This is a genomic window from Acetomicrobium sp., assembly GCF_059026225.1.
This window is the reverse complement of record NZ_JBWQOQ010000002.1, coordinates 327,592-350,539: the sequence shown is the minus strand read 5'-3', so window position 1 is coordinate 350,539 and position 22,948 is coordinate 327,592. Positions and strand designations below refer to the sequence as shown.

Here is a 22,948-nt window from a genome sequence, read left to right as displayed (position 1 = left end):
TCGCCCCCTAGAAGGGCATCCTCCTGTTGGCCTTGGATTTCTTAGCAGAATTCGCTTCCTCGCCAATTACGACGAGCTGGCCTTCGCTCAAATCGCCTTGTAGTATCTCCACGTAGGCGCCGTCCGTTATGCCGACCTTTACCTCTTTGGGCGAGGGCTTGCCATTTTCTAAAACCCAAATGACCCTGCCTCGCAGTGTATTTCCCAAATAATCGGAAGGCCTGTATCGCAGTGCGGCGCTCGGTACGGCAAGGACGTCTTCTTTTTTATCGGTGATTATGGTCACGTTTGCGGTCATCCCCGGCTTTAACATCAGGTCGGGGTTGGCAACGTCTATTATCACCGGGTAGGTCACCACGTTTTCCACCACGCTTGAAGCTATCCTAACTTGTTTTATGGTGCCCGAAAACACGGTGTCGGGATAGGCATCGACGGTAAAGGTCACGCTGAGGCCTTCTTTGACTTCCCCTATGTCTGCCTCATCGACGTTCGTTTCGATCTGCATCTTGGTGAGGTCTTGGGCTATCGTAAAAAGCGTGGGCGTTTGAAAGCTTGCGGCCACCGTCTGTCCTGCGTCCACGTCGCGTGAAACCACGATGCCGTCCACGGGAGAATAAATCCTCGTATAGCCAAGGTCGGTCTCCGCCCTCTTTAAAGCGGCCTGCGCCTGATAAACGTTGGCTTCGGCCTCGCTAACTCCAGCCAGGGCAAGGTCGTAGTTGGTCTGAGCCGCGTCCAGTTCGCTCCTTGCGATAAGATCTCTGTCCCAAAGCATCTTTTGACGGTTTAAATTCCTCTGCGCATCCTCAAGCGTGGCCTTTGCCTTCTGCAAAGCCGCCTTGGCCTGCATCAGGTTGGCCTTCGCCTGTTCGACTTGGGCCTCAAAGGTGGTGGGATCTATGAGGGCTATCATCTGCCCCTTTTTTACGGCGGAGTTGTAATCGACGTAGATCTCTTTAATCGTCCCCGAAACCTGGGTCCCCACTTCCACGGTCGTAACTGCCGAAACAGTCCCGATGGCAGTCACATAAGAAGCTATATCGCGACGCTCGATCACAGCCGTCTCATAAATTACGCTTTCTTTGCTGCCAAACATGTTTCTGCCGAAAAGGACGAACAATACAACGCCTATGATGAGAAGGACCACAATCTTTTTTTTCACGGCATACTCTCTCCCATCGCGCTTTTAAGCGCCATGCTGGCCATCCTGTAATCGTAAAGGGCCTGAATGTAATTTCTCCTGGCATCGTTTAAGGCCACAGTTGCATCGGTGACCTCGATCGGGCTTCCCACGCCGGCTTCATACCTTCCAAGGGCCAATTCCAGGTTTTCTTCGGCCTGCTTGACCGTCAAACCAGAGACTCTCACCCTCTCCTCGGATTCTATTAAGGACAAATACCCCTGCTCCACCTCGAGAATTATATCGTTTTTCATGGACTCGGTAGCCAGGTTAACTTCTTCGAGGTTGGCTGTGGCCTCCTTCGTCTTATATTCGACGAGATGTCCGTCAAAAACCGGTACGCTCAAAGACAGGCCGTAATTCCAACCTTCGTCGAGGGGGAAGTCCCTGCCCTCAAAATTATAGGCCGCATAGGCCGAAAGAGTTGGAGATTGCCCTTTGGCCGCAAGCCTCAAAGATTTTTGCGCCGAGACCGCGCTGTGTTCCTGAGCCTTAAGATCCGGCCTGTTTGCCATCGCCCTTTCTAGGGCTTCCTCTTTCGTTATCTCATAGACTTTGAAATCCATGTCGTCAGCTATGTCGTAGGAAGGCGCATCCATAAAACCCATGGCGTTGTTGAGGGTTTTCCACGCTATTTCAAGGGATGACCGAGCCTTTATGAGGTCAAGGCGGGCGGTGCTTAAATCCACCTGGGCTTTTGTGACGTCGAATCGGGGAGCGGTGCCTGCCTCATAAAAACCTTGGGCTTGTCTCAGGTGCTCCTCAAATTGTTTTACCGTTTCCTCGGCCACAGCCACGTTTCTTTTGGCGGCGAGCACTCCGTAGTAAGCTTCAGACACGCTGTAAGCGACGTTTCTTTGCCTATCGTTGGCCTGAAACTCAGTGACCGTCACGTTTTCCTTCTGGATGTCGATTTGTGTCTCCCTTTGACCGAAATCCGTGACGAGCTGAGACAGCGAGACATCGCTTGAGTAGTTGGAGTGGACGCTTCCGCCGGCGGGGGAAGTTCTGGCGTAATTGGTCGAGGCCGAAAGGGTCGGGTAATTTTGAGACGACGCCTGGCCAACCCTGCTTTCCTGGGCTTCTACTTTTTTCTGGGCGCCCACCACGTCAGGGTGGACTTGAAGTGCTATCTCAATGCATTGCGCTAAGGTCAACACGTCTTTTTCTTCTATGAAAACGCCCTGTGCCGATGAAGTTAAAGGAAACGAGCAAAAAAGCGCGGAAAATACTGCCATAACCAATGAACGTTTAATCCAGGCCCTCAATGTTCTTTACTCCTTTCTATCTTTTTTCTATCTTTTATTGTAATTTTATTTTAATATCTATATGGCGTAATCCGCACTTCAACTTACGTCTATCTTAGCGGTTAAAGCGTAATGTCAAAGTCAATTTCTTAAAAAGGAGTGGAGTCGAATTGGACGTTATGTCAATGCTGGGGAAAAGGGTCACTGAAAGGATCACACCATCCGCGATCACGGAAATGATGATACTCGTCAAAGAGCACAACGCAATTTCGCTCACGGCGGGAGAACCGTCGAGCGATGTTTACCCCGTGGAAATGGTAAGGGAATCCGCAAAAAAGGCCTTGGCGGACCCTGACCTGCTGGGCTACTATCCGCTTTCTACGGGTATAGTTGAGCTCCGCGAGTGGATCGCCGAATGGATGAAAAAAGACGGGCTTCTGCCAAAGGGTTTTAGCGGAAAAAACGTAATACTCACCAACGGGTCTCAAGACGGCCTGAACCTGGTATCGGAGGCCTTCGTAGAGCCGGGCGACGTCGTTTTGGTTGAAAACCCGACCTACCCGGAGGCCTTGCTCGCCTTCGGCAAGGAAGGCGCAAAGTTTGTAAGCGTCCCCGTGGACAAAGACGGCCCGATAATAGAGGAGATGGAAAAGGTCCTGGCCAAAGACAAAGTAAAGTTATTTTACACCGTAGTCAACTTCCAAAACCCGTCGGGCTGTGTAACCACGGACGAGCGAAAGGAACAAATTTTGGAACTTGCCGAGCGATACAGCTTTTTGATAATAGAAGATGACCCCTACAGATATTTGAGGTACGAAGGAAAACACGAGGGAAGTTACATCAACTTGGCCGAAGACGAGGACGCGGTCCTGTACTTGGGCAGTTTTTCCAAGATCATCGCCCCGGGCATCAGGTGCGGATTCATGGTAATACCTTCAAAAATCACGTCGCACATGAGTGAATTGGCGCTTGCTACAAAGTTATCGCTTTCGGCTTTCCTGCAAAGAACCGTTTACGAACTTTTATGTTCCCTTGACATGGAAACACACCTGTCGAATTTAAAGTCAACATATATGATGAGGCGAAACGCCTTGGACGCGTCTTTGGGGGAAAATGCCGCGCCCTATGGCATGACTTACGACCTTCCTCAGGGAGGATTTTTCATATGGGCTCGCGTGCCTTGGATGAAGGACTGCTACGACTTCGCTAAATTTGCCGTGCTCGAAGAAAAAGTGGGGGTAGTTCCCGGGGCAGCCTTTTATCCGGATGCTTTAAGCGCTGACAACTCAACGCTTCGGCTGTCCTTCGCAAAGACTCCGCCCGAAGTGGCCGAAGAGGCAGGAAGGCGGCTCGGCAGAGCCTTAGCTAAATATAAGAATCTGTCATAAAGAATCTTCATATATTCCGGACTGTGCCCAGGTTTTTTCCAACTCTTGCAGCTTTTTCGTCGCCAAATCACCCAAATTATCCGCCACTTTTAAGAGGATTGCATTTATCAAGCCTATGGGTATGACGAAGGAATCGATAAAGGAAATATGAGAACAGGGAGCGTAGACGAGAAAATCGGCGTGAGGCGCTAAGGGGCTCAAGGGGGAGTTCGTTATCGCAGCCGTTTTTCTTCCAAGTTCATGTGCTAGCGCCAGGCATTCAACCGTTTGTTTAGTATAGCGGGGAAAACTAATGCCTATGAAAAAGCTGTTTTCTCGCGAATTTATCACATGTTCAAGGAACATATCGGCTTCCAAGACATGAACTTCAGGGAGAAACCATGAAAGGTAGGCACCGAAGTACATAGCCAGGCCTTTGGCGCTTCTAAGGCCAATTAAGTTTATGGAAGATGAGTCGCAAAGAACGCGGGCGAATTCCTCCAGGGACGCGTCATCCAACATAGATAGAATGCTCATCCCCTTTTGCAGGTCTTGGCGAAGCACGCTTTGAAGGAAGTTGTCTCCCTCTCCAATCGTTTGATAGAGTCGATGTCTTTCTAGTGCTTTTAGTTGATCGAGCAACGATTCCTGCAATGCATCTTTGAACTCGGGGTAACCCGGAAAGCCCAGGGAAGTGGCAAACCTTATGACCGTGGCTTCGCTAACCCCCACGAGTTCGCCCAACTCTGCGGCCGTGAGGTTCATCACTTCACTCGAATGTTCCAGGACGTATTGAGCCACTGCCCTTTGACCCCTGGGCAATCGATCTATTTTTCTTTGAATTAAATCTCTCAAGGGCATCTGTACACCTTCTCTCAAACCGTTAAAAAAGCGGGGTAAAACATGCTCTTTTGTGCATTATACCCCGCTTTTCTTTTCTCCACCAAATCTGGCGATCTGCAGTTGGCTACATTTTATTTTTTTATTTCAAGCGTCGAACCACTATCGCGACTCCTTGGCCTCCGCCAATGCAAGCACTGGCAATTCCCAATTCCTTATCGTAGTTTTGCAAAGCATAAAGTAGGGTGGTTAAAATCTTTGCACCGCTGGCACCTATCGGGTGGCCCAGCGCTATGGCTCCGCCGTGTACGTTTAGTTTTTCCATATCGAAAGGCATAACGCGATGACAGGCTATAACCTGTGCTGCAAAGGCCTCGTTTATCTCAATTAAATCCATATCCTCCAAGGACAACCCGGCCTTTTCGAGGGCTTTCGGCATTGCCAGCGTCGGCGATAAGCCAAAACGTTCTGCTTCAAGCGCAACTGCCGCATATCCCAGGATTTCAGCCATGGGCTCCAGTCCGTTAGCCGTGGCCCAATCCCCGTCTGCGACGACAAGGGCGCTTCCGGCATCGCACAGAGCCGAACTGGAACCTGCCGTGATGGTCCCTCCTTCTTTAAACACCGGAGAGAGCCTGCTCAAAGCTTCCATGCTGGTGTCCGGACGCGGTATTTCGTCCTTATCGATTACTATTTCGCCTTTTTTTCTGTCCCTGTATGACATTGGGATGATTTCGTCCTTGAAAAACCCTTCTTCCGTCGCCTTACAAGCTTTTCTATGGCTGTTTAGCGAAAATTCGTCTTGTTCTTCTCGCGTTATGTTAAATTCTTCTACCAATTTCTCGGTGGCTTCACCCATCAACATTCCTGCAAGAGGACATAAAAATCCGTCTTTTTGAAGCACGTCCATGGCATTTTTGTCACCCATCCTCATGCCCCATCTTGCTTCGGGCAAAATGTAGGGAACGTTAGAGGCGCTTTCCATCCCACCGGCTACCATGACCTTGATGTCGCCCAGACGTATCTTATCGGCCCCAAGCATGACCGATCTTATGCCGGAACCACAGCGAATGTTCACGGTAAAGGCAGGTATGCTCTGGGGTAATCCGGCCTTATACATGGCTATCCTTGCGGGATTTGCTCCTACTCCGGCTTGCCAACCGTTGCCCATGATGACTTCCTCTATGGCTTCATCCTGGACCCCACTGCGCTTTAGGGCTTCTCTTATAGCCGCGGCTCCAAGATCTGATGCCTCAAACCGGGACAAACCGCCACCAAACCTGCCTCCTGCCGTTCTGCAGGCGCTAAGTATGACTACTTTTTTCATTCCTCTTCTTCCTCCTCCTCTACTCCCTGCATAGTGATAAGCGGTTCCGCCACAGTAAAGTCCGCATCGGTCATTGCTTTTATATCCTCCAGGGTAACTTCGGGGGCTATCTCGAGTAATTTCATTTGTCCTTTCTCGATGGAAAATACTGCAAATTCAGTTACTATGAGTTTTACAACGCCCTTGGCCGTCAAGGGCAGTGTGCACTTTCTTACTATTTTGGGTTCTCCCCTCTTTGTGGTGTGCGTCGTAGCGATTATGACCCTTCGAGCCCCAACGACCAGGTCCATGGCTCCTCCCATGCCGGGCACCATCTTGCCCGGAACCATCCAATTTGCCAGATCGCCGTCCTGGCTAACCTGCAAAGCACCCAATACCGTTGCGTCTAAATGGCCTCCCCGTATTAATCCAAAGCTGAGGTCGCTTGCCACAAAGCAACCTCCGGGCATTATGACAAAGGGCCTTCCTCCTGCTCCTATGAACCTGAGATCCGGCACCTCGGGGGCGGGACCGGCACCAATCGCGCCATTTTCCGTTTGGAAAATAATGCGAACGTCCTCGGGGATATAATCTGAGACGAGCGTGGGAATTCCAATTCCCAGGTTCACCACATCCCCGTCATGAAATTCCTTCGCGATACGCCGCGCTATCCTGTGTCTTGTTCTTTCTTCGCTAAGTTCTATTGGCATAATAGTTATCCCCCTTTACAACCAGAGCATCTATCAAAATACCCGGGGTCACGACTTCGTTTGGATCCAACTCCCCTATAGGGACTACGCTATCTACTTCGGCTACTACATAATCCGCTGCCGTCGCCATTATTGGGTTGAAATTTCTATTTGTCCCAAAATAGGTCAAATTGCCCATCCTATCTGCTTTATACGCCCTAATGAAGGCGACATCGGCCTTGAGCGGTAAATCGAGAAGATAGTCTTGCCCGTTTATTTTTATGACCTGTTTACCCTCCTCGACCACGGTGCCCACTCCCGTCGGCGTAAGTACTCCGCCTAACCCAAATCCCGCCGCGCGAATGCACTCCACAAACGTCCCCTGCGGATAAAGCACCAGCTCCAGCTTGCCTTCCATGTAAAACTGTCCAGTTTTTTTGTTCAGACCTACGTGAGAAGCTATGACTTTTTTTACTTGCCCCTTTGCAACCAGTTTCCCATGCCCCACATCTTCATAGGCGGTATCATTTGATATGAGCGTTAAATCTCCCGTTCCTGCTTCCACTAAAGCCTCGACCAACGTATAGGGGACGCCTCCGTAATTGAATCCTCCTATCATGATGCTCATTCCGGGCCTAACGTATTTCGCGGCCTCTGCCGCGGATACGACAGGCTTAATCACTTTTTTAGCCAAAATGCTACACCTCCTAGCCCTTTAGGCGAATAATAATCTATTGTGTTTATAGGACATATTGCCTCAAGCGAACCTTCTGGAGCAGGAAAACTGCGATGACTATCATCACGGCCAAGAAATTGGCCAATAAAGAAGGATATATTATTCCGAAGGGAAGTATCATAAAAGCAAGTCTTTCGATAATGTTGAGCTTCGAAAGGAAATAGCCCTGTATTCCGGCGGATAAGGCTACGACTGCTACAATGGCCGTTACGCACCCCAAGATAATGTGAAATATCTCGCCCTTAAGAAGCAGATAAGGGTTATAAACGAACATGTAGGGGACCAAAAACCCCGCCGCAGCTGTGGCCAAGGCAACGAAACCGGTCTTCATGGGATTTGATTTAGCGATGCCTGAAGCAGCATAGGTGGCAAGTGCTACCGGTGGGGTGACATCTGCCAAAACACCGAAATAGAGGCAGAACAAATGAGCCGAAAACAAGGGAACGCCCAATTGTGCTAATGCAGGGGCTGCAAGCGTAGATGTAATGACGTATTGAGCTGTCGTTGGCACGCCCATGCCAAGGATAATTGAACCTATCATGGTCAAGATCAATGCTAAAGGAAGAATGCCATGAGAGAGGCTTAAGACGAAGGAAGAAAAGGCAAGCCCTACTCCCGTAATGCCAATGACTCCTATGATTATCCCGGAGCAGGCACAAGCTGCCGCAACTTCTATGGCACCAATAGCCCCGTTGATCAAGGCATCCAAAATGCGCCTTGGCGTCATGCGGTATTCCTTTTTACCTACCCACGATACCACGACTAAAAGCGCTAAGGACCAAAATACAGCCTTTACAGGCGAGTAGCCCAATGCCAAAAATATGACGAGGGTGATGATTGGCAAGAGCAAATGCCAGCCTTCCCTTAAAACGGTCTTGAGTTTTGGCATATCCTCAATGCTAAATTCCTTCAATCTTATTTTGCCCGAACGATAATGAACCATAAACCATATTGAGGCAAAATATAAAGTAGCCGGCACAGCGGCCGCTACCACTATTTCCCAATAAGAAACTCCCAAAAACTGTGCCATAATAAATGCTGCTGCTCCCATGACAGGAGGCATGACTTGTCCTCCTGTAGATGCAGCTGCAACAACTGCTCCTGCAAACTCGCTTTTATAACCTGACTCCTTCATCAAGGGAATGGTAAATGCTCCCGTCGTCACGGCATTTGCGACGGAACTGCCGGAGACCGTTCCCATCAAGCCGCTTGCCAAAACTGCCGCCTTTCCCGGACCTCCCTGGCTTTGCCCGGTCAGGGCGATGGCTAAGTCGATGAAAAATTTGCCTGCCCCCGAGGAGCTTAAAAAAGCACCAAACAATACGAACAAAAATATGAATGAGGCGGAAACTCCCAGCGGCACTCCAAAGATGCCGTCCGTGCGAAGATATTCAAATGGCGCAAGTTCCTTAAACGGAAATCCGCCATGAGCGAGAAGTCCCGGAAAATATGGTCCAAAAAGGGCGTAAAGAAGAGCTACGATGGAAACTATGGGGAGGGGCCAACCCATGGATCGCCTTGCGCCTTCAATTACCAAGATTATCATCATTATTCCGAGGTAAATATCAGAAGCTGTAGGCATGCCCTCACGATCTGAAATAGCATTCCAGTTTAGCAGGATATTTAAGCATCCTATCACTAAAAGAATCGCAAAGCCCCAGTCCCATATATCTATTTTGTCCTTTGGTCGCTTTCCGGAAATCGGGTATAGCAAATAAAGGAGAACGCCCATCAACATCCAATGAATGCTCCTTTGATACATGGCCGGCAATAGTCCATATAAAGCGGTGTACAGGTGAAAAGCCGACGCGGAAATTGCAATACCCGCAACTATCCACCATTGCCATCCATGCAAATCACGTCTTTTCGTTTCAATTTTTTTTACGTCAATATCCTCTACATCAACGACGGGTTCGCGAGATTGCTCTTGATTTGCAGATGCTTGAGTATTATTGGTACGTTCGTCATCCGCCATTTAAAGATATCCCTCCTCCCTTGATCTGAGGAAACTTGGGCCCGATCAATCTTTTGATTGATTGGGCCCAAGTCATCCTCTACTCTACGGGTACCTCTATGCCATGTTCCTTGAAGTACCTCGCAGCGCCCGGGTGAACCGGGATAATAGCCACGCTAGCTTCTTCCGGAACGAAGTGTGATGCTTGAGGAATGGATTGCATAATTTCTTCTCGATGCTCGATGGTGGTCTTAACGAGCTTATAGGCAAGCTCTTCATCCATGTCCTTGTTGACTACAAGAAAATTACCATCGGCGACTGTAAGGACATCCTTATCTTGTTTTGGATAGGTGCCTTTTGGAATCTTATAGGGGAACATGAAGGGGTATTTCTTTACGACCTTTTCCACGATATCCTCCGGAATGGGGATGAGCACGACCTCGCGAACGGCAGCTACTTCTAACACTGCAGATCCGGGAGTGGCAAAGTTCCAGAACACCACGTCCACATTCCCGTCCTTAAGGGCCATTACGCCCTCCGGTTGGGTTAGCTGCTGTCTTTTGATGTCCTTTTCGGGGTTTATCCCCGCTGCATCCAGTATCATGTTGGTCAGCACCTGATCTCCTCCGCCAGGTGCGCCAACTGAAACCCTTTTGCCCAAGATGTCTTCAAACTTGGTGATTCCCGTGCCCTTTACCGTAACTATGTGATGTGGTGCGGGGTACATGTGCATGAGTATCTTAAGCGGCAAAGCCCCATCTTCTTCAAAGGCTTCAGTACCGGTATATGCTTGATAAAGAGTGGAACCCATCGACATCCCGACATCTGCCCTTCCGGAGGCCACTAACCTGCAATTTTCCCTCGACGCAGAAGTGGCCCGTGAAGTAGCTTTGACATCGATTCCAGCTTTATTGTAGACTTCTGCTAAAACACCACCTAAGGGGTAGTAAGTGCCACCTAAGCCACCGGAAACTATCGTAATGTAAGTAACGGCGTAAGCTGTACCGACGAATGCAACCAAACACACCATTGCAACTGCTAACAGCACCTTCTTCTTCATGGCTTGCTCTCCTCCCTCTTACTAATTAATTGCTATTGCAAATTTAGTAAATCACTCTACGCTACCTAACAACTTTTTTGCCGCCTCAGCCAAGCCCTCTTCAAGCTTGGCCAGTAATTCATCCACTTGCTCGGAAGTTATGACTAGAGGAGGACCGATCAAGAAGTTATCTCCGTCGATTCCATCGACCATTCCGCCGCCCGGGTAAATGACAAGGCCCCTTTCAAGGCACTCTTTTGTGGCCAACCCGGCAGCGCCTTTGCCCTTCGGAAATGGCCTGCGGCTTTCTTTGTCCATTACAAGCTCCACGCCCCACATCAGGCCTTTCCCTCGGACTTCCCCAACGATGGGGTTGGATGCCTCTATCTCTTTGAGTCCTTTGCCAAGTTTTTCGCCCTGAATGCGAGCATTCGCAACTAAGTTGTGTTCTTTCATATAGCGCAAGACAGCTGTCGTTGCTGCTCCACTGACGGGATTGCCGTTATAGGTGTAGCCATGAACAAAGGCGCCGCTGCCGCCTCTTATTGTCTCGGCGATCTCGTTTCGAACAATTATTCCGCCGGTCGGGACATAGCCTGCCGCCATGCCCTTCGCCGTAGCAATAATGTCCGGGACCACATCCCAGTGGTTTACGCAAAAGTTTGCGCCAGTTCTGCCAAAACCGGTCATCACTTCGTCAGCAATGAGCAAAATGTCGTAACGATCGCATATTTCGCGAATTATCGGCCAGTATTCGTCGGGAGGAGTTAAAGCTCCAACAGTGGAGCCCACTATCGGTTCAGCTATGAAAGCCGAAATGTATTGCGATCCGATGTTTTTAATGAGATCCTCGAGCTGATGAGCGCAGACAACGCCGCACCCGGGGTATTTTTTGTCAAAGGGACAACGATAACAATAAGGAGCGACAATTTTGGGAAATTCTTTAAAAAGAGGGGAATAAATACGACGCCTGGGGATGCTGCCCCCCAAAGCCATAGTACCGACGGTACTTCCGTGATATGAGTTCCATCGAGCTATGACAAGGGCTTTAGACGTATGCATGCCGTCTCTTTCTATGAAATATTGGCGTGCAAGTTTTACGGCGGATTCCACGGCCTCACTCCCACCGCTTACAAACCACACATAATCCATTCCCTCCGGAGCAATGCTGGCGATTTCGTCGGCCGCTTCCTCAGCTGCCTTATTGCGCCATCGGGAAGTGTGGGCAAACTCTATTTTTTTCAGTTGCTCGGTTATCGCCTCGATGACTTCTGGGACGCAATGCCCTATATTAGATATCAAAGCTCCGCTGCAACCATCCAAATAGCGCTTACCCTCCTCGTCATAAAGATATATTCCTTCACCTCTAGCAACCAATGACATTGTTGCTTTAAAATTGCGTTGAAAAACTTTGCCCCCCATATCCCTCGCCTCCAAGATTCGACTTAAAAAACTTAACGTTAAATTAAATGACGTATACAATGATGCATAGGCTACGAAGTTATATATTTATGAAGGATATCCTTCAAAAAAGAATGCTACACTCTACGTAACTGATTGTCAAGAGCAAATAAGGATATTGCTGAGGCGCTAATGTGACAATAAAGAAAGCTGCAACCGCTGTAAGAAGGGACGAAGGGCCCTCATGACTGAAGCAAGAAGTGTTTTTTGATATGATTGCACTTTTGACTAAGCTGCTTTTTATATTGCTACAAAAGCTGGTGTTTGATCAACTTTAACATTTGTGCAACTTAGTGTAAGATAATTGGCGTAAGCCTTTTTTAGAAAGGGACGATGTTTTTTGCGTCTTGATCACAAAATAAAAGGGGGAGAGAATGTTGAGAGTAACCCTTACAGCGGTCAAGGCCGATATAGGAAGCATCGGAGGACACATTCGTCCGAGCGTATCGCTTCTTGATGAAGTAGAAAAGTCCTTAAAACCTCACTTGGGCAAAGATATAATCGACTTTCGCCTTTCCTTCACCGGAGATGACATAGCGATCCTCATGACCCACGCCAATGGCACGGATAACCCGCTCATACATCAAATGGCCTGGGATGCTTTCAAGGCTGCCGCTGATGTAGCCAAAGAGGAGGGATTGTACGGAGCCGGACAAGACCTGCTCAAAGACGCCTTTTCGGGCAACATAAGGGGACTGGGACCCGGCATCGCCGAGATGGAATTCGAGGAAAGAAAAAGCGAGCCCTTTCTGCTTTTTGCAGCCGACAAGACCGATCCAGGCGCCTTCAATTTGCCTTTGTATTTGGCATTTTGCGATCCCATGTACAACAGCGGACTGCTTTTGTCGCCAAATTTGTTCAAAGGTTTTAAGTTCGAGATCATGGACGTAAACCACACTGAAGGCGATAAGGTCATAACGCTGGTGGCCCCTGAAGACCTTTACGACATGGCAGCGCTTTTAAGGGACCCCGAGCGCTACGTGATCAAAGCCATTTACTCGAGGACTACGGATGAAATATCGGCCGTTGCAAGCACAACCAGGCTTCACAACATCGCGGGCAGATATGTGGGCAAAGACGACCCCATTCTTTTGGTTAGGGTCCAGGGAGTTTTTCCGGCTACGGGTGAAATACTGCAACCCTACGCCATGGTTCCCTACGTAGGAGGTTTTATGAGGGGAAGTCACAATGGTCCTCTAATGCCCGTAAAGCGAAACAGCACGGTATCCTTCTTTGACGGCCCGCCCATCATAAGCTGCACCGCTTACTGCGTTAAGAAAGGAAAGTTATCAGAGGAAGCGGACGCCTTTGATCATCCCTTCTGGGATTACGTAAGAGAATTGGCCTCTAAGAAAGCAATAGAACTGCGCAGACAGGGTTTTTACGGAAACGCCATGCTGCCCTACGGAGAGCTCGAATATGGAGGTATAGTAGAAAGGCTAGAAAACCTGGAGGACAAATTCGAGATCAGGCATTAAAATTAAGATGGGAGGTTTTCCTCCCATCTTAATTTATTAAAGTGCTGTGTTTTAATAGGCGTGAAACTTTCCAAGAAATACAGACACGCTCAAATCGTGCCAGAACCCGCCTTAATTTATCACGACCTTCCGCTGAATTGTATCGGTTGTAATGTGAATATAGTCTTTGTCTTCTTATATGAGTTATTTAATAAATTATATTAGCGGAGGAGGATCAGTATGGCAAAAAAGACTCGTTTGGACCTCATGAAAATGAAAAAATCTGGCGAAAAGGTGGCTTGGGTGACGGCTTACGACTTTCCCACGGCGTCCTTTGCCGAGCAGGCCGGCATGGACATGATCTTGGTGGGCGATAGCTTGGGCATGATCGTGCTCGGTTACCAGGGGACGATACCGGTGACCATGGAAGAATGCATCACCTGCTGTAATGCCGTCCGTCGCGGCGCTCCAAACACATTCTGCATAGGAGATATGCCCTTCATGTCCTACCAGATTTCAGACGAAGACGCCGTCTACAACGCAGGAAGGTTTTTAAAGGAAGCCGACATGGACGCGGTGAAACTTGAAGGAGGAAGGAGGGTGATAACGAGGATAAAGGCCATTGCGGACGCGGGCATGTTGGTCATGGGTCACATTGGCTTAACCCCTCAAAGCTCGGGGGTCCTTGGAGGATTTAAAGCCCAGGGAAGGGATCCCAAGAGCGCGCGAGACCTCATACTGGATGCCCGGGCCATTGAAGAAGCCGGAGCTTTCTCGCTGCTGCTTGAAGCAGTGCCCCCCGAATTGACGGAATTCATAACAAATGACCTTACCATCCCCGTTTATTCCATCGGAGCTGGCATTCCTTGCGATGGACAGCTTCTCATATGCGGAGACATGCTGGGACTGTTTGAGGCCTTTACCCCGAAGTTCGTTAAAAAATACGCCAACGTCGCTGAAATTGAGATAAAAGCCTTCAAAGAATACGTGGACGACGTGAAGAAGGGAAGGTTCCCCACGGACGAACATTGCTACCACATATTGCCGGAGACGGCGGATGAGTATCAAAAGATGTTGGATGAGCTGAGAAGGTAGGCTTAAAAAAGTAAAGGGCCCTTGAGTTACAAGCTCTCGTAAAGAGAAAATGAGCTTGGCAGTAATTTGAGAGCAAAGGAGGTTTTTCATCGTGAGTTGCGGAGAAATTTTGTGCCAGGAAGCTTTAAAATCCCTGAATTGCTATTTGGCAGATCCAAAGAGCAAGCTTATCAGGGATATTGCAAATGTGATTAAAAAATACGGCTCTCCCTCTGAGATAAACGAAAGAGCTCGCGAAGCCAGGAAGGTTTCAAATCTGCTGCAGCGCTTGGGCAAGATTGACTCACCCTACCTCAAGGACTTGGAATGGCTGATGGAACAAAAAGAAAAGAGGGCTTTCATCTCCATAAGCGAGTTCAGAAGGAAAGTTCTCGGGGATGAAGCCGATTTGATGCAGTTTGACGAATCAACCGCCGTTACGCTTGAAATCAGCGCCCTTCAATATTTCCCTTGGTTTATAACCGAAGCCAAAAGGGCAATTGAAAAGGGCGAAGTTATGCCGGGCCGTTTCATCAGGGTCAGGAACATGAAAGAACAAGAACGCGACAAAGGCGACATAATGGCCGTCGCCGCAGCGACTCAAATCGTGGGCGCAAGCTTGGTAGAGACTTTGGACACCAAGGGGACGGACGGCTCCAATATCCACCTGGGAGGACCTGAAACTTTGACCGGCTATTTCACCGGCGTGGGACAGCCAAACGACCACCCCGTACAGTGGGTCGACGAATATCTATATTACGCCATAAACTACGGCGTCCAGGAGGTATTAAACGTCAATCCCGGCTCGGTATTGGCAGGGCTAATTCTTTACAGGCTGGGCGTGGACATCAAATTCAAGATTTCCGTTTTCATGGGCACCGACAACTTATATTATCTATTCATTCTATTCGCCTTAGCGAAGATGCTTGCGCGAGAGGATGGTTCAACCTCTTTGTCCGGGATAAACATATCTAACTCCGTAAACGCCAAGACACTGCTTGCCATGGCACAGATGCGCAGAGACCTGGGCTTGGAGGACAAGGTCAGGATAGAACATCACATAACGGAGGCTTACAAGAGCATCGTCATACAGCCTTATTGCCGTAGAGGCGACTTGCTTGTAGCCCTAGAGCATGGCGTGCCCAACATCTCGGCCAAGCACGAAGGCGGCGACCCCGAAGACGAAGTAAAACTCGACCATCCTTCCGATATACTTGACTACTTCAGGGCTAAAGCGGAGATAGAAGAAGCCGGAGACTTCGAAAAGCTTGAGCAAAACTTCATTTATAAGCACGTAGCGTTAAACCGCACGGCGGAAGAACTCACAAAAAGAGGGTTCTCCTTCATTGCGGCGACGGGGCTGCATTCGCGATAATAGCGCAAGATGCAAGGTAACCGAACTTGAGCATGTGGCATTAAAAAAACAAAAGTTTCCCCTTTGAAAAATGTGTTAAACTCCTCTTTAAGCATGACAAGGCAGGACTCACATTCTATGATTACAGGTCCTGCCTTGTTACTATTCACGTTATCAGGTAAATATTGAAGCACTCAATGCGCTGTTTCACAGATGACGATTTAGGTATACTTTTATCAGCGAATCTTTTGGAATTCACCGAGCGCTTCTCAAGGTCTGAAATAAATGAAGTTCTGACTTCGGATGGCTGAAGGATATAATTAGTTTTAACAATAAATTAATGACGGGGAGTGAAGTTATGACAAAAAAATATATCATTGACGAAGATCCGAGGTACAAGCAGACCAATAAAGAGACGTTATCGATGGTCATATTGCTAATTGCAAATATAGCGTGGTGGTTCATATTCGCCTATGGCTTGGGATCGAGCCCTCCGGAAAGTTATACCTACATTATGGGCTTCCCTGCTTGGTTTTTCTGGAGCTGTATCATGAGTTGCGTGCTCTTTAGCGTATTGGTATGGCTCGTAATATCATTGGTGTTTAAAGATATACCTTTAGATTAGAACCGATTACGGCGAAGAAAGCGAGGGAAGAAGATGAATTCAGCCAATCAGCATTTACCTCAAATATGGATTCCTGTGGCAATATATCTTATAGCAATGCTCTATATAGGTTATTACAGCAATAAGATTGTAAGCGCTTCAAAGGGAGACAAATTTTTAAGCGAATACTTCCTGGGCAGCAGGAGTTTTGGCGGCTACGTGGTGGCAATGACATTGGTGGCCACTTACGTAAGTGCGTCCAGCTTCCTCGGGGGTCCGGGTGCTGCGTATACTCAAGGTCTTGGTTGGGTGCTGCTTGCAATGACTCAGCTGCCGACAGCTTATCTTACCTTGGGCATTTTGGGCAAAAGATTTGCCATAGTATCGAGAAAGGTCAAGGCAGTGACCATCATCGATGTCATCCGCGAGAGGTACGAGGACAATTTGTGGGTGGTTTGGCTTGCATCTATTGGGGCAATTATATTTTTAATTGTTGCAGTTGTGGGACAATTCGTCGGCGGCGCCAAGCTTTTTCAAAGCATAACGGGGCTTCCTTATATGTGGGGACTTTTCTTATTTGGAGGAATCGCGTTGATTTACACTGCCATCGGGGGCTTTAGGGCAGTCGTGCTGAGCGACGCTATTCAGGGCACCGTAATGTTGTTTGGCACGATATTAATATTAGTCGTCACAATAATAGCAGGCGGAGGCGTGTCTAATATACTCGGCACCTTAAATTCTATTAATCCCGATTTGCTCACCCCTTACGGGGTAGATAACTTCATAGCTGTTCCGTGGATATCTTCCTATTGGGTGCTCGTTTGCATAGGAATTCTCGGTTTGCCCCAAAACGCCATTAGAGTTATGGCGTACAAAGACAGCAAGTCCATGCACAGGGCCATTGTCATCGGAACTGTAGTATCCGGTATTTTGATGTTGGGGCTTCATTTAACGGGCGCGCTTTCAAGGGGGATTATCGAGAAGATACCGGAAGGGCTAACGGTTGATAACATCATGCCTGTGCTTGCCATAAAACTACTGCCTCCGTGGTTGGTTGGCATATTTTTAGCCGCACCATTAGCGGCCATCATGTCCACGGTGGATTCACAGCTCATACTGATGTCAAGCACTATAGTAAAAGATTTATATCTAAACTATATAAATCCGAGAGCGAGCGAAGACCAGAAAAGACTGACTAATTTGAGCATGATATGCACAGCTATATTGGGGCTAATCATAATAATAGCGTCCATAAAACCCCCATCGCTCATTATATGGATTAATTTATATGCCTTTGGAGGATTGGAAGCCACATTTTTTTGGATGCTCATACTTGGCCTTTACTGGAAGAGGGCAAATGCATATGGAGCCATTGCATCCATGATAACCGGAATCGTGGGGTTTATCACTATAAGCAAGTTTTGGCCCAGACCCTTTGGGACTCATCCAATCGTTCTAACCTTGGTATTGGGATTGATCGCATTCGTGATTGCAACTTACGTAACCACTCCGCCAAAGGAAGAAACCATAAGGAAGTTTTGGGGCGCATAGCTCATATTAAAGGACTTGTATTAAAAGGAGCCGATCTTGTTGAACGTTGATGTTTTAAGATTTATTGACGAAAAAAAACTCCTGTCTTTTACGAGGGAATTGATAAAAATTCCAAGCGTCCATGACCAGGAAGATGAAAGCGGGAACGAAGAAAGAGTGGCTATGTTCATAAAAGAAAAACTGGAAGAAATGGGGCTTGAGGTGTATTGCGAGGAGGTATCGCCCCACAGGCCCAACATAATAGCCATTCTTAGGGGCAATCGTCCCGGTAAGACGATATTACTGGAAGCACATTCCGATGTCGTAACTCCCGGAGATCCGGATTCTTGGGAACACGATCCTTTTGGTGCCGAGGTGGTTGACGGCAAAATTTACGGTCGTGGCGCATGCGATACAAAAGGCAACCTGGCATCCGCTGTAATTGCCGTCAAGGCCATAAAAGACTCCGGCATCGATTTTCCGGGCAAAATAATTCTTTGTATTCCTGTCGACGAAGAGGGAATGATGACGGGCATAAAGCACTTTATCAACCGCGGGTGGGCCGATGATGTCGATGCAGCAATTATATGCGAGCCGGAAAATAATGAAATTTGTATTCAAATGAAGGGCGCCATTAGGATCGCAATAAGGGTAAAGGGAAAGATGGCCCACGGAGCCATGCCCTTTTCGGGCATAAATCCAAATTTGAGAATGGCCAGGCTCATAATAAAACTTCATGAACTGGAAAAAAGAGAGATTGATAGGCTGGGGTTCAATGAATATCTCGGATATCCAAGCATAACACCCACAGTAGTCATGTCGCCTTCCAGCGGCAAGGGACAGTTAAACGTGATTCCGGAAGATAGTTTGATTTATCTCGATATACGTACTGTGCCAGGCCAAGATGACGCAATGATCACGAACCAGATTGAGAATATATTCAAAGAGCTGAAAGCCTGCGACCAACAATTTGATGCCGAAATGGAGATCATCGAAAGCAGACCTTGCGCCTTTACCGATAAAAACGAGCCGATTGTCAGGGCCATGGACGAAGCATATAGGGAAATTACGGGCAAAGATCCGATTTACAGCGGCGTGCCGGGCGCTACGGATGGGACCTTTTTATGGGCGTGGAAGAACATTCCCTTTGTCGTTACGGGTGCGGGTAAAAAGGATATCCCACATCAAAAAGATGAATACGTCGAGATAAGTCAGCTCATTGAAACAACAAAGCTTTATGCCAAAGCAGTAATTAACTACCTCTATGATGAATGGTAATAGGCTGCTCTTTTCCGCCAAAAATATTGGGGTGTTCCGGGTGAACCCGTGGAGCGATCGATATACAACCCTGCGTTTGCAAGCCCGGTATGTCTTTTAACTCAGTATGAATAAAGTCAGAGCAGCCAAAGGACCCATTGTTAGATTGTCAAGCCTCCTTGGGGTAACTGCTTCAACTAATGCGGTGACAAAGGAGGCCGCGATCATTGCAAGAAAGGACAAGGGAAAGGCCAACAGTTTGCTCAGCATGAGGCAGGATAACAGGCAAACCACAAAACAACCGAGGCTTCCTTCGAGCGTCTTTCCCCTAATCAAGGGGGTCCTTCCAAATTTTAATCCGCACAAGACTGCCCATGCGTCGCCTAAGATCAACATGACTACAGCGAAGACTCCTAAGGGATCGGGAAAGAAAGAGGCAAGGGCGCAACCGCACAAAAACATGGTGGTCGAGGAAATGTGCTCCGCCTCCTCCGCTCTCCCAACTGGAGCGAAAAGTTTTTTTACGCCTTCGTTGAACTTGGCCGAGCGATGTCGCAAAAACTCAATGACAATGGCAATACCTGCGGATACAAGAAGCACCTTGCGAAGGACCGAGTAGCCAAATACAGGATAGACGAGTGCGGGAAATGCTAGCGCGGAATATCTGTAAAGTTTGCGCCTGACCAAGTGTTGGCCCAAGGCTTTGGTAAAATCATTGAAATCATTGCGCAAACGACTCCACCCTAAGGCGAGCACCCAAACAACCAAGAAGGTCACAGTGCAGGCCGTTTTAAAGTCGATGGTTTCCCTGGCAAGGGAGATCAAGATCGTAAAGGGCCACATTAAGGCGAGCGAGGAAAGCAAGCAACCTCCGAACGTAAGCAGGGCTGTCGCAATCAGCAAGCCCGTTGCCATTGCTTCCCAGGGCATCATAACAACGAAGACACCTGCAGTGGCGGATGCACCGCGGCCGCCTCTGAAATTTAAAAATATCGACCATGCATGTCCCACTACCGCCATCCACCCACATAAAGGCCAGAAAAACCTTGGAAGACCTGCAACTTTGGCGACCAAGACGGCAAGGGCGCCCTTGAGGGCATCTCCCGAAGCGGCAATGCAACCCGCAACGGGGCCCGCCAAGTGCCATACATTGGCCGCTCCCACATTTTTAGTCCCCTCTTCGGCGAGATCGATCGGGGCCCTCATAAAGAGCTTGGCCACGATCGTACTCCAGGGGATGCTGCCTATGATATAACATAAAAGCAAAGCGCTTACGTGCTTTAACATATACACCATCCCCAATCGGCGAATAGCCTCTTATTCCAATAACTCCTCGATGGTGTGCATGCTCCTTTCCGCTGCCTTTCTACCTTCAGCGATCGCTACTGATGCTTTATCAAATTCCAACATGCGGATGTTCCGTACCCTGGGTGATATCAGGACATCGGGCGGATCGGCTGCCAGGCGATGCCTCGTCAACCTCGTCTGAATTATCTGGCTTGAAACGGCAAGTATTTCCAAAAAGTGGGGCATTTTCTCCCCGCCTTCCTCAAGCGAATTTGCCTCATTGGTTTTGGGTAAACCCCAATGTGGCCCAAAGTATCTTCCAACTCTTTCTCCGTTTAAATCCACTGCAATTACGATGTCCGCGCCCAAAGCCCTGCATAGCGATACAGGAACGGGATTTGCCAAAGCTCCGTCTCCAAGCAGTAAACCATCTTTTTGAAAGGGCATCAACATGCCGGGAGCAGATATGCTGGCCATGATCGCCTCGACGAGATCGCCGGATGTCATCCATATCTCCATGCCGGTGGAAAGGTCTACCGACACAGCGCCAAACTTAACGGGCAATTCCTCTATCTTTACGTCTCCTAAAACGTCCCGTATCCACTGCATAATTCCCTTGTTATCGAAAAAACCGCCACGAAAAATAAGACGACCCATCATCCTCAACATGCCCATTTTGCTCAACGAATAAGAAGCTTCTTCCAATTCGTCAAGCTTTAAAGCTGCATAAAATCCTCCAACCAGGGCGCCCATGGAGCACCCACAAACTATATCGGGATGTATGTTCCTATCGGCAAGCGCTCTCAGTATGCCTATATGAGCCCATCCTCTGGCCGCTCCACTGCCCAAGGTCAGTCCGATCGTTGGGCTGCCGTTTTTTGAATTCATGACCTTTTGTCCTCCTCTGTCGTCTTAAGGGCAGACCATTTTTCAGGCCCCAAGGAATATAAGTCGTTGCCCTCGGAATCTGTTACCACCAACAAAGGAAAATCCTCCACTAATATCTCATAAATGGCCTCTGGTCCCAGGTCTTCGTAGGCTATCACCTTGGAAGATTTTACTTTCATAGCCAACAAAGCTGCTGCTCCCCCGGTTGCGCCAAAGTACACCGCTTTATGAGATTTTATCGCGGCAATCACCGGTTCGCTCCTTTTTCCTTTGCCGATCATGCCTTTTAAACCCATTTCAATGAGCACCGGTGCATATTTATCCATGCGTCCACTCGTGGTCGGCCCAATGGATCCAACGGGTGCGCCCGGCTTCGCCGGAGCAGGACCTGCGTAATAGATGACCTGGCCTCGAAGGTCAAAGGGAGGGGGATCACCCTGTCTTATTGCCTTCAACATCCTTTCATGCGCTGCATCGCGAGCTGTATAAACAAAACCGGATAACAATACCCTATCCCCCATGTGCAAACTCTTGACAAGCTCATCCTTCAAGGGAGTTTTTATTCTTTTAACCTTTACATTCATCCAAGATCTCCTGATCAATTCAAATTAGCGTTTTCGAAAAATTAAAACCTCAAGACCTTACATCCGAAAACATTACCCCTACTTTATTATTTAAATAACATAAGCCCTCAAAGAAGGCAACATGCTTTTTGTTTTTAAAGGCATCCAAAGCAGGCATTTCTAAAAACGGCCTATAGATGGCCGCTTGCATGCCGTAGGGCGTTACAACAAACGTTTACGGCCACAGGCAAACCCGCGATGTGAGTGGGCATAAACTCAACGTGAACGTCAAGAGCCGTAATTCTTCCTCCATATCCTCCCGGACCCAAGCCCAAACCGTTAATCTCTTCAAGAAGTTTTTCCTCCAACTGCGCGTAACGAGCATCTGCATTTCTGCTGCCTGTGGGCCTGAGCAACGACCTTTTGGCCAAAATGGGCGCGCTTTCAAAATTGCCTCCGATGCCAACGCCCACAACGAGGGGAGGGCAAGCGTTTTGTCCCTTTTGTGCTATTGTGTCTTTCACGAAATTGATGACTCCCTCTTGACCATCGGCGGGCGATAACATGGCCAAAGCTGAGGCGTTTTCGCTTCCCATGCCCTTAGGAACTACGGTAAATTTCACTTCATTTCCGCTAACTAACCTACAATGCACTATTGCAGGGGTATTATCGCCCGTGTTTTTTCTTTCGTATAGAGGATCGTTGACCACGGATCTTCTCAAATAATTTTCGAGATAAGCCTTTCTTACGCCTTCATCGATAGATTCCTGCAGAGTGCTGCCGACTAGAAGAACTTCTTGTCCCCAATCAACGAAGACAACCACCATCCCGCAATCTTGGCAAAGAGGCATCCTCTCTTTCCGCGCCAATTCGATGTTTTCAAGCAGGTCTTCTAAAACGGCCTGCCCGTAAAAGGAATCCTCATGAGCCTTCGCCAGGATTATGCTCTTCACGATATCCTCGGGAGCACATATATTTGCCTTGATACATAAACCTTCTATTAAATCAGCAATTTCAATTGAATTTATCTCTTTCAAGCGAGTCTCTCCTTTTTACAAAATACCCGGAAAGAAGACATTCTTTCCGGGTATTTTGACGTAAAAATATTTTCGCAG

The 22,948-nt window shown here is 48.3% G+C and carries 20 protein-coding genes; 7 read left to right on the top strand and 13 right to left on the bottom strand.

Annotated features, from left to right (window positions below; genetic code table 11):
- Positions 1-7: 7 nt before the first annotated feature.
- Together AC5SXE_RS02775 and AC5SXE_RS02770 are read right to left on the bottom strand one after the other, a co-directional pair.
- A complete protein-coding gene (locus tag AC5SXE_RS02775; protein WP_493916510.1) occupies positions 8-1,162 on the bottom strand; it encodes an efflux RND transporter periplasmic adaptor subunit in 1,155 nt (384 codons plus the stop codon).
- A complete protein-coding gene (locus AC5SXE_RS02770; protein WP_493916509.1) occupies positions 1,159-2,448 on the bottom strand; it encodes a TolC family protein in 1,290 nt (429 codons plus the stop codon). The genes AC5SXE_RS02775 and AC5SXE_RS02770 overlap by 4 nt, the downstream gene beginning before the upstream one ends.
- 158 nt (positions 2,449-2,606) lie before the next feature.
- On the opposite strand from AC5SXE_RS02770, the gene AC5SXE_RS02765 reads away from it, so the two are divergent.
- The gene (locus AC5SXE_RS02765; RefSeq protein ID WP_310849285.1) at positions 2,607-3,815 is read left to right on the top strand and encodes an aminotransferase-like domain-containing protein; all 1,209 of its coding nucleotides are present in this window, start codon (positions 2,607-2,609) and stop codon (positions 3,813-3,815) included.
- On the opposite strand, the gene AC5SXE_RS02760 is transcribed toward AC5SXE_RS02765, so the two are convergent.
- From AC5SXE_RS02760 to AC5SXE_RS02730, 7 genes are all read right to left on the bottom strand, one after another.
- A complete protein-coding gene (locus AC5SXE_RS02760) occupies positions 3,810-4,655 on the bottom strand; it encodes a MurR/RpiR family transcriptional regulator (protein ID WP_493916508.1) in 846 nt (281 codons plus the stop codon). The genes AC5SXE_RS02765 and AC5SXE_RS02760 overlap by 6 nt on opposite strands.
- A 121-nt stretch (positions 4,656-4,776) precedes the next feature.
- The gene (locus AC5SXE_RS02755) at positions 4,777-5,961 is read right to left on the bottom strand and encodes a thiolase family protein (protein ID WP_493916507.1); all 1,185 of its coding nucleotides are present in this window, start codon (positions 5,959-5,961) and stop codon (positions 4,777-4,779) included.
- On the bottom strand, positions 5,958-6,650 hold the full coding sequence (locus tag AC5SXE_RS02750) for a 3-oxoacid CoA-transferase subunit B (protein ID WP_310848241.1): 693 nt from the start codon (positions 6,648-6,650) through the stop codon (positions 5,958-5,960). Before AC5SXE_RS02750 ends, AC5SXE_RS02755 begins: the two co-directional genes overlap by 4 nt.
- Positions 6,634-7,323, bottom strand: coding sequence for a CoA transferase subunit A (locus AC5SXE_RS02745; RefSeq protein ID WP_493916506.1), 690 nt, complete (start codon positions 7,321-7,323; stop codon positions 6,634-6,636). Before AC5SXE_RS02745 ends, AC5SXE_RS02750 begins: the two co-directional genes overlap by 17 nt.
- Before the next feature lie 46 nt (positions 7,324-7,369).
- Positions 7,370-9,340 carry a TRAP transporter permease gene (locus tag AC5SXE_RS02740; RefSeq protein ID WP_310848246.1) on the bottom strand — a complete coding sequence of 657 codons (1,971 nt, stop codon included), beginning with the start codon at positions 9,338-9,340 and terminating at the stop codon, positions 7,370-7,372.
- A gap of 79 nt (positions 9,341-9,419) precedes the next feature.
- The gene (locus tag AC5SXE_RS02735) at positions 9,420-10,379 is read right to left on the bottom strand and encodes a TAXI family TRAP transporter solute-binding subunit (RefSeq protein WP_493916505.1); all 960 of its coding nucleotides are present in this window, start codon (positions 10,377-10,379) and stop codon (positions 9,420-9,422) included.
- A 51-nt stretch (positions 10,380-10,430) separates the two neighbouring features.
- Positions 10,431-11,780 (bottom strand): aspartate aminotransferase family protein, encoded by a 1,350-nt coding sequence (locus tag AC5SXE_RS02730; protein WP_332636560.1) that lies wholly within the window; start codon positions 11,778-11,780, stop codon positions 10,431-10,433.
- A 413-nt stretch (positions 11,781-12,193) separates the two neighbouring features.
- Here AC5SXE_RS02730 and fbp point away from each other — a divergent pair, with 413 nt between their 5' ends.
- From fbp to AC5SXE_RS02700, 6 genes are all read left to right on the top strand, one after another.
- Entirely contained in the window at positions 12,194-13,297 is a 1,104-nt protein-coding gene (gene fbp, locus AC5SXE_RS02725; RefSeq protein ID WP_310848255.1) for a fructose-1,6-bisphosphate aldolase/phosphatase, read from the top strand.
- A gap of 219 nt (positions 13,298-13,516) precedes the next feature.
- Positions 13,517-14,371: a 3-methyl-2-oxobutanoate hydroxymethyltransferase gene (gene panB / locus AC5SXE_RS02720; RefSeq protein ID WP_310848256.1), complete on the top strand. Its 855-nt coding sequence runs from the start codon at positions 13,517-13,519 to the stop codon at positions 14,369-14,371.
- 91 nt (positions 14,372-14,462) lie between these two features.
- A complete protein-coding gene (locus AC5SXE_RS02715; RefSeq protein ID WP_493916504.1) occupies positions 14,463-15,725 on the top strand; it encodes a hypothetical protein in 1,263 nt (420 codons plus the stop codon).
- Positions 15,726-16,062: 337 nt separating this feature from the next.
- Positions 16,063-16,329 carry a YhdT family protein gene (locus AC5SXE_RS02710; protein ID WP_310848259.1) on the top strand — a complete coding sequence of 89 codons (267 nt, stop codon included), beginning with the start codon at positions 16,063-16,065 and terminating at the stop codon, positions 16,327-16,329.
- A 33-nt stretch (positions 16,330-16,362) separates the two neighbouring features.
- Entirely contained in the window at positions 16,363-17,859 is a 1,497-nt protein-coding gene (gene panF, locus AC5SXE_RS02705) for a sodium/pantothenate symporter (RefSeq protein ID WP_310848261.1), read from the top strand.
- Positions 17,860-17,898: 39 nt separating this feature from the next.
- A complete protein-coding gene (locus tag AC5SXE_RS02700; protein WP_493916503.1) occupies positions 17,899-19,116 on the top strand; it encodes a M20 family metallopeptidase in 1,218 nt (405 codons plus the stop codon).
- Between the two features lie 96 nt (positions 19,117-19,212).
- Here AC5SXE_RS02700 and AC5SXE_RS02695 read toward each other — a convergent pair whose 3' ends face one another.
- The 4 genes from AC5SXE_RS02695 to AC5SXE_RS02680 all read right to left on the bottom strand — a co-directional run bounded on the left by AC5SXE_RS02695 (position 19,213) and on the right by AC5SXE_RS02680 (position 22,870).
- Positions 19,213-20,391, bottom strand: a complete 1,179-nt coding sequence (locus tag AC5SXE_RS02695) for a glycerol-3-phosphate acyltransferase (protein ID WP_493916638.1) — start codon at positions 20,389-20,391, stop codon at positions 19,213-19,215.
- A 21-nt stretch (positions 20,392-20,412) separates the two neighbouring features.
- Entirely contained in the window at positions 20,413-21,270 is an 858-nt protein-coding gene (locus tag AC5SXE_RS02690) for a patatin-like phospholipase family protein (protein WP_493916502.1), read from the bottom strand.
- Entirely contained in the window at positions 21,267-21,854 is a 588-nt protein-coding gene (locus AC5SXE_RS02685; RefSeq protein WP_303884007.1) for a Fe-S-containing hydro-lyase, read from the bottom strand. The genes AC5SXE_RS02690 and AC5SXE_RS02685 overlap by 4 nt, the downstream gene beginning before the upstream one ends.
- A gap of 170 nt (positions 21,855-22,024) precedes the next feature.
- Positions 22,025-22,870, bottom strand: a complete 846-nt coding sequence (locus AC5SXE_RS02680) for a fumarate hydratase (protein WP_332636553.1) — start codon at positions 22,868-22,870, stop codon at positions 22,025-22,027.
- Between the last annotated feature and the right edge of the window lie 78 nt (positions 22,871-22,948).

Bases quoted from the DNA above. Each gene is read 5' to 3' on its own strand.
- AC5SXE_RS02690 (WP_493916502.1), bottom strand. From the start codon at position 21,270: ATGAATTCAAAAAACGGCAGCCCAACGATCGGACTGACCTTGGGCAGT.
- AC5SXE_RS02760 (WP_493916508.1), bottom strand. From the start codon at position 4,655: ATGCCCTTGAGAGATTTAATTCAAAGAAAAATAGATCGATTGCCCAGG.
- AC5SXE_RS02685 (WP_303884007.1), bottom strand. From the start codon at position 21,854: ATGAATGTAAAGGTTAAAAGAATAAAAACTCCCTTGAAGGATGAGCTT.
- AC5SXE_RS02765 (WP_310849285.1), top strand. From the start codon at position 2,607: ATGTCAATGCTGGGGAAAAGGGTCACTGAAAGGATCACACCATCCGCG.
- AC5SXE_RS02695 (WP_493916638.1), bottom strand. From the start codon at position 20,391: ATGGTGTATATGTTAAAGCACGTAAGCGCTTTGCTTTTATGTTATATC.
- AC5SXE_RS02730 (WP_332636560.1), bottom strand. From the start codon at position 11,780: ATGGGGGGCAAAGTTTTTCAACGCAATTTTAAAGCAACAATGTCATTG.
- AC5SXE_RS02740 (WP_310848246.1), bottom strand. From the start codon at position 9,340: ATGGCGGATGACGAACGTACCAATAATACTCAAGCATCTGCAAATCAA.
- panF (WP_310848261.1), top strand. From the start codon at position 16,363: ATGAATTCAGCCAATCAGCATTTACCTCAAATATGGATTCCTGTGGCA.
- panB (WP_310848256.1), top strand. From the start codon at position 13,517: ATGGCAAAAAAGACTCGTTTGGACCTCATGAAAATGAAAAAATCTGGC.
- AC5SXE_RS02755 (WP_493916507.1), bottom strand. From the start codon at position 5,961: ATGAAAAAAGTAGTCATACTTAGCGCCTGCAGAACGGCAGGAGGCAGG.
- fbp (WP_310848255.1), top strand. From the start codon at position 12,194: ATGTTGAGAGTAACCCTTACAGCGGTCAAGGCCGATATAGGAAGCATC.
- AC5SXE_RS02735 (WP_493916505.1), bottom strand. From the start codon at position 10,379: ATGAAGAAGAAGGTGCTGTTAGCAGTTGCAATGGTGTGTTTGGTTGCA.
- AC5SXE_RS02710 (WP_310848259.1), top strand. From the start codon at position 16,063: ATGACAAAAAAATATATCATTGACGAAGATCCGAGGTACAAGCAGACC.
- AC5SXE_RS02750 (WP_310848241.1), bottom strand. From the start codon at position 6,650: ATGCCAATAGAACTTAGCGAAGAAAGAACAAGACACAGGATAGCGCGG.